This window comes from Neisseria sp. HMSC03D10, from assembly GCF_001807625.1.
Lineage (GTDB): Bacteria > Pseudomonadota > Gammaproteobacteria > Burkholderiales > Neisseriaceae > Neisseria > Neisseria mucosa.
Window position 1 is genome coordinate 3,973 of record NZ_KV789500.1, and the last position, 3,409, is coordinate 7,381.

The 3,409-nt window shown below is 55.4% G+C and carries 3 protein-coding genes; all 3 read right to left on the minus strand.

Annotated elements, in window-relative coordinates; genetic code table 11:
• Positions 1-232 precede the first annotated feature (232 nt).
• The 3 genes from HMPREF3066_RS13465 to HMPREF3066_RS02140 all read right to left on the minus strand — a co-directional run bounded on the left by HMPREF3066_RS13465 (position 233) and on the right by HMPREF3066_RS02140 (position 3,303).
• Positions 233-361: a hypothetical protein gene (locus tag HMPREF3066_RS13465; protein WP_261729501.1), complete on the minus strand. Its 129-nt coding sequence runs from the start codon at positions 359-361 to the stop codon at positions 233-235.
• 67 nt (positions 362-428) lie between these two features.
• Positions 429-1,265 (minus strand): GNAT family N-acetyltransferase, encoded by an 837-nt coding sequence (locus HMPREF3066_RS02135; RefSeq protein WP_070440154.1) that lies wholly within the window; start codon positions 1,263-1,265, stop codon positions 429-431.
• 538 nt (positions 1,266-1,803) lie between these two features.
• Positions 1,804-3,303, minus strand: coding sequence for a DNA recombination protein RmuC (locus tag HMPREF3066_RS02140; RefSeq protein ID WP_070440156.1), 1,500 nt, complete (start codon positions 3,301-3,303; stop codon positions 1,804-1,806).
• Positions 3,304-3,409 lie beyond the last annotated feature (106 nt).

The window sequence follows — 3,409 nt, forward strand, 5'->3', positions numbered from 1 at the left end:
TTGTCCTGATTTTTGTTAATCCACTATATCGGGAGTTAAAGGCATTATTTTACGGGAAAAAACGGCGGGAAGACACCGCGAAGGAGAAGCGGGAACGATAATTCGGCAGATGTTTTGCCGAGAGCGGGTTTGCCAATCTGATTTGGGTTTTGCCGAAACAAAGGTCGTCTGAAAATCCGAATGATGTTTTCAGACGACTTTTGGGTTATCGCGGGTTCACTGTTATGGCGGGTTATCGGGTACGGCTGCTTTCGATGCCGGTTTTGATTTCGCCGTAGACTTGCGAGTTGCCGCCTGTTCCCGTTGCAGCAGTACAGGCGGCAAGGAAGAAGAGGGCGGTGAGGCTGAGGACGGTTTTCATGGGGTTCCTTTCTCGGGAGGGAAAGAGGTCGTCTGAAACCATATTTGGTTTCAGACGACCTTTTGGGTTATTTAGGATCGCAGCGGAAATGGTAGGCGCAGATTTCGAAGCCGTTTTTGAAATACAGGCGGTGCGCATCGGCTCGGTCGTGATTGACGTGGACGTTAAGGTGGATTTTGGCCACGCCCGTTTCCGCGCCGATTTTGCGGACTTCTTCCAGCAGGCGGGAAGCGTAGCCCTTGCGGCGGCTTTGCGGCAGGGTAACGATGTCGTCGATGTGGATATGGCGGCCGCTGGCGAGGTTGCAGGCTTCGCGGAAGCCGCAGACGGCGACGGCGTTGTGTTTGCCTTCTTCGAAAATACCCAAGAGGCGGTAGCCGGCGGGGCGTTGGACGGTGTTGATTTGTTCGGTGAACTTGCTGATGTCGGTCAATGAAGAACGCAGGACGCTGAGGGCGGCGAAGGCGGCGGATGTGTCTTCGGGCGGTATTTCGCGCAAAACGTAGTCGGCAGCGGCGGCTTGGACCGGTGCTTTTTCGGCGGCGTGTTTTTCTTCGATGGCTTGCGCCAGCGGGACGCGTTCGGCAGGTTCTCCTTGCGCTTTGGCCTCCTGTTCTTTCAAAAGCTCTTTGCAGTCGATGATGCGCAAGTCGTTGTCGGCGGCAAAATCCATCAGGAAACGGAACATCTGCGGATTGTCTTCTTCGAGTTTCTTATCGACGGCGACGCAGCGGACGTTGTCCACCAGCATGGGGCGCACCCAGTTGGAGTAGGACAGCCGGTTGTCTTTGGTGAATGAGGACAATATGCCGCACAGGCGTTCTGCCCAGTCGCTGGGACGGAAAATCTTGCCTTTGTTGGTTGTGCCGTGAATCACGACTTCGTAAGGGTTGCAGACTAACATGGCGGTTTCCTGTGTAGAGTTTGAAATTAGGGCGGACACATGAAAACAGGATATTCAAATTGCCGCCGTTCCTTTTTGCGGGAAGGACGGCGCGGGTCATTCCTGTTTGAATGTACGGTCAGATAGTGGGCGGGATAAATGCTTTGTGTCCGTTTTTGATTAATTTCACTATAAGAATGTTCATGATTATACCGCACAGTCCGGGCTTCGTGGCAGTCGGGCGGATGTATGCCGCCTTTGAGGTCGTCTGAAACTGAAAGAAGCCGGTTTTGCTGAAATAAATAAAGCAGAGCTTGTCCGAACCTTTTTCAGACGATCTGTTTGCCGCAGCGTTGTTTTCTCCGTTTCGCCAACCTGTTTACAGTGATACCGCTTATTTATCGGCTCTTATTCCTGCCCCGCGCAGGCGTGGGCGGGAGGGGCGGTTGAGGGCCGGTGTCGTTTAAAAGCAAAGTGAATCAGTTAAAAATAAAAAGGACGCATCATGCGCCCTTTTTGTCTTTGGTCCGTCGTCTGAAACCCGACGACGAAGAAACCGTCAATCTTCTTCCCCTTCCGGCAAACCCTTATCCTGCAAAGCAGATTCTTGGGCGTTTTCCACCAAATCGCGTTGCAGGCGTTTGGTGGTTTTGACGCCCAGCGCGCGCAGTTTTTCGGCGCGGCTGACGAGGTTGCCGCGTCCTTGCGAGAGCTGTTTGTAGGCTTGTTGGAACTGGCTTTGCGCTTGGTCGATGTTCTTGCCGACGCTTTCGAGCGTTTGGACGAAGCCGGTGAATTTGTCGTAAAGCCTGCCGCCTTCTGCCGCGATGGCGAGGGCGTTTTGGTTTTGCTGTTCGTTGCGCCAGATGTGGGCAACGGTGCGCAGGGTGGCGAGCAGCGTACTCGGGCCGACCGGCATGATGCGTTTGTCGAAACATTCTTGGAACAGGGCGGCATCGTGTTGCAGGGCGAGCAGGTAGGCGGGTTCGACGGGGATGAACATAAACACGAAGTCCAGCGTGCGCACGCCTTCGATGTCGGTATAGTCTTTTTGCGACAGGCTGCGGATGTGGGCGCGGATGCTGGCGACGTGGGCGGCGAGTTCGCGTTCGGCGGTTGCGGCGTCGGCGGCTTGGGTGTAGCGGACGTAGGCGGTCAGCGAGACTTTGGAGTCGATGACGATTTGTTTGCCTTCGGGCAGATTGACGAGGACGTCGGGCTGGAGGCGGCGCGCGCCGTCTTCTTCTTGGCGGACGGCGGCGGCTTGGACAGTGTATTCGCGTCCTTTTTGCAGGCCGGAATGTTCCAAAACGCTTTCTAAAATCATCTCGCCCCAGTTGCCTTGGGTTTTGTTTTGCGTGCCGGTGAGCGCGTCGGTGAGGGCTTTGGCGTCGCTGTGCAGTTGGGTGTTGAGGGTTTGCAGGCGTTTGAGTTCGTTTTCGAGGGTCAGCCGTTCGCGCGCTTCTTTTTCGTAGGTTTGCTGAACCAGCTCGCTGAAGCCGTGGATGCGTTCGTTGAGCGGGGTCAGCAGTTGGCTGAGGTGGTCGCGGTTTTGCTCGGTGAAGCGGCGGCTTTTCTCTTCCAAAATGGTGTTGGCGAGGTTTTGAAACTGGTCGCCCAAGCTTTGGCGGGCTTCGGCCAGGAGCTTGAGCTTTTCGTCGGCGGCGAGGCGTTCCTGTTCGAGTTGGATGTGGAGGCGTTCGTTGCGGACGTGCAGGTTGTGCGCGTTTTCCTGAAGTTCGGCGTAATCTTGTTTCAGACGACCTGCTTCCTGTTCTCGCTCTTGAAGATAGCCGATTTGGCGTTCGGCGGCGGCGAAGCGGTTGCCCAATTCCTGCAACTCGCCTTGCAAATCTTGGACATGATAGCGCGCCTCGGCAAGCTCGGCGGCGGTTTGCGCCTGATTTTGTTCGGCAAATTCAAGATGCTGGCGGCACTCGGCAAGCGATTGCATCAGGGCAAACTGCTGCGTCTGCGCCCTGTTGCGGGCGAGCAGCCAAGTGATGAGCGCGCCGGACAAAAAGGAAAGCGCGGCGGTTAGGAGGAGCGGGACATTCATAGGTCGTCTGAAAACGGAAAAAGCAAAAACGGCAATATAGCATGTTTGTAGGACAAGCTCGCTGCGCGCTTGAGTATAGTGGATTAACTTTAAACCGGTACGGCGT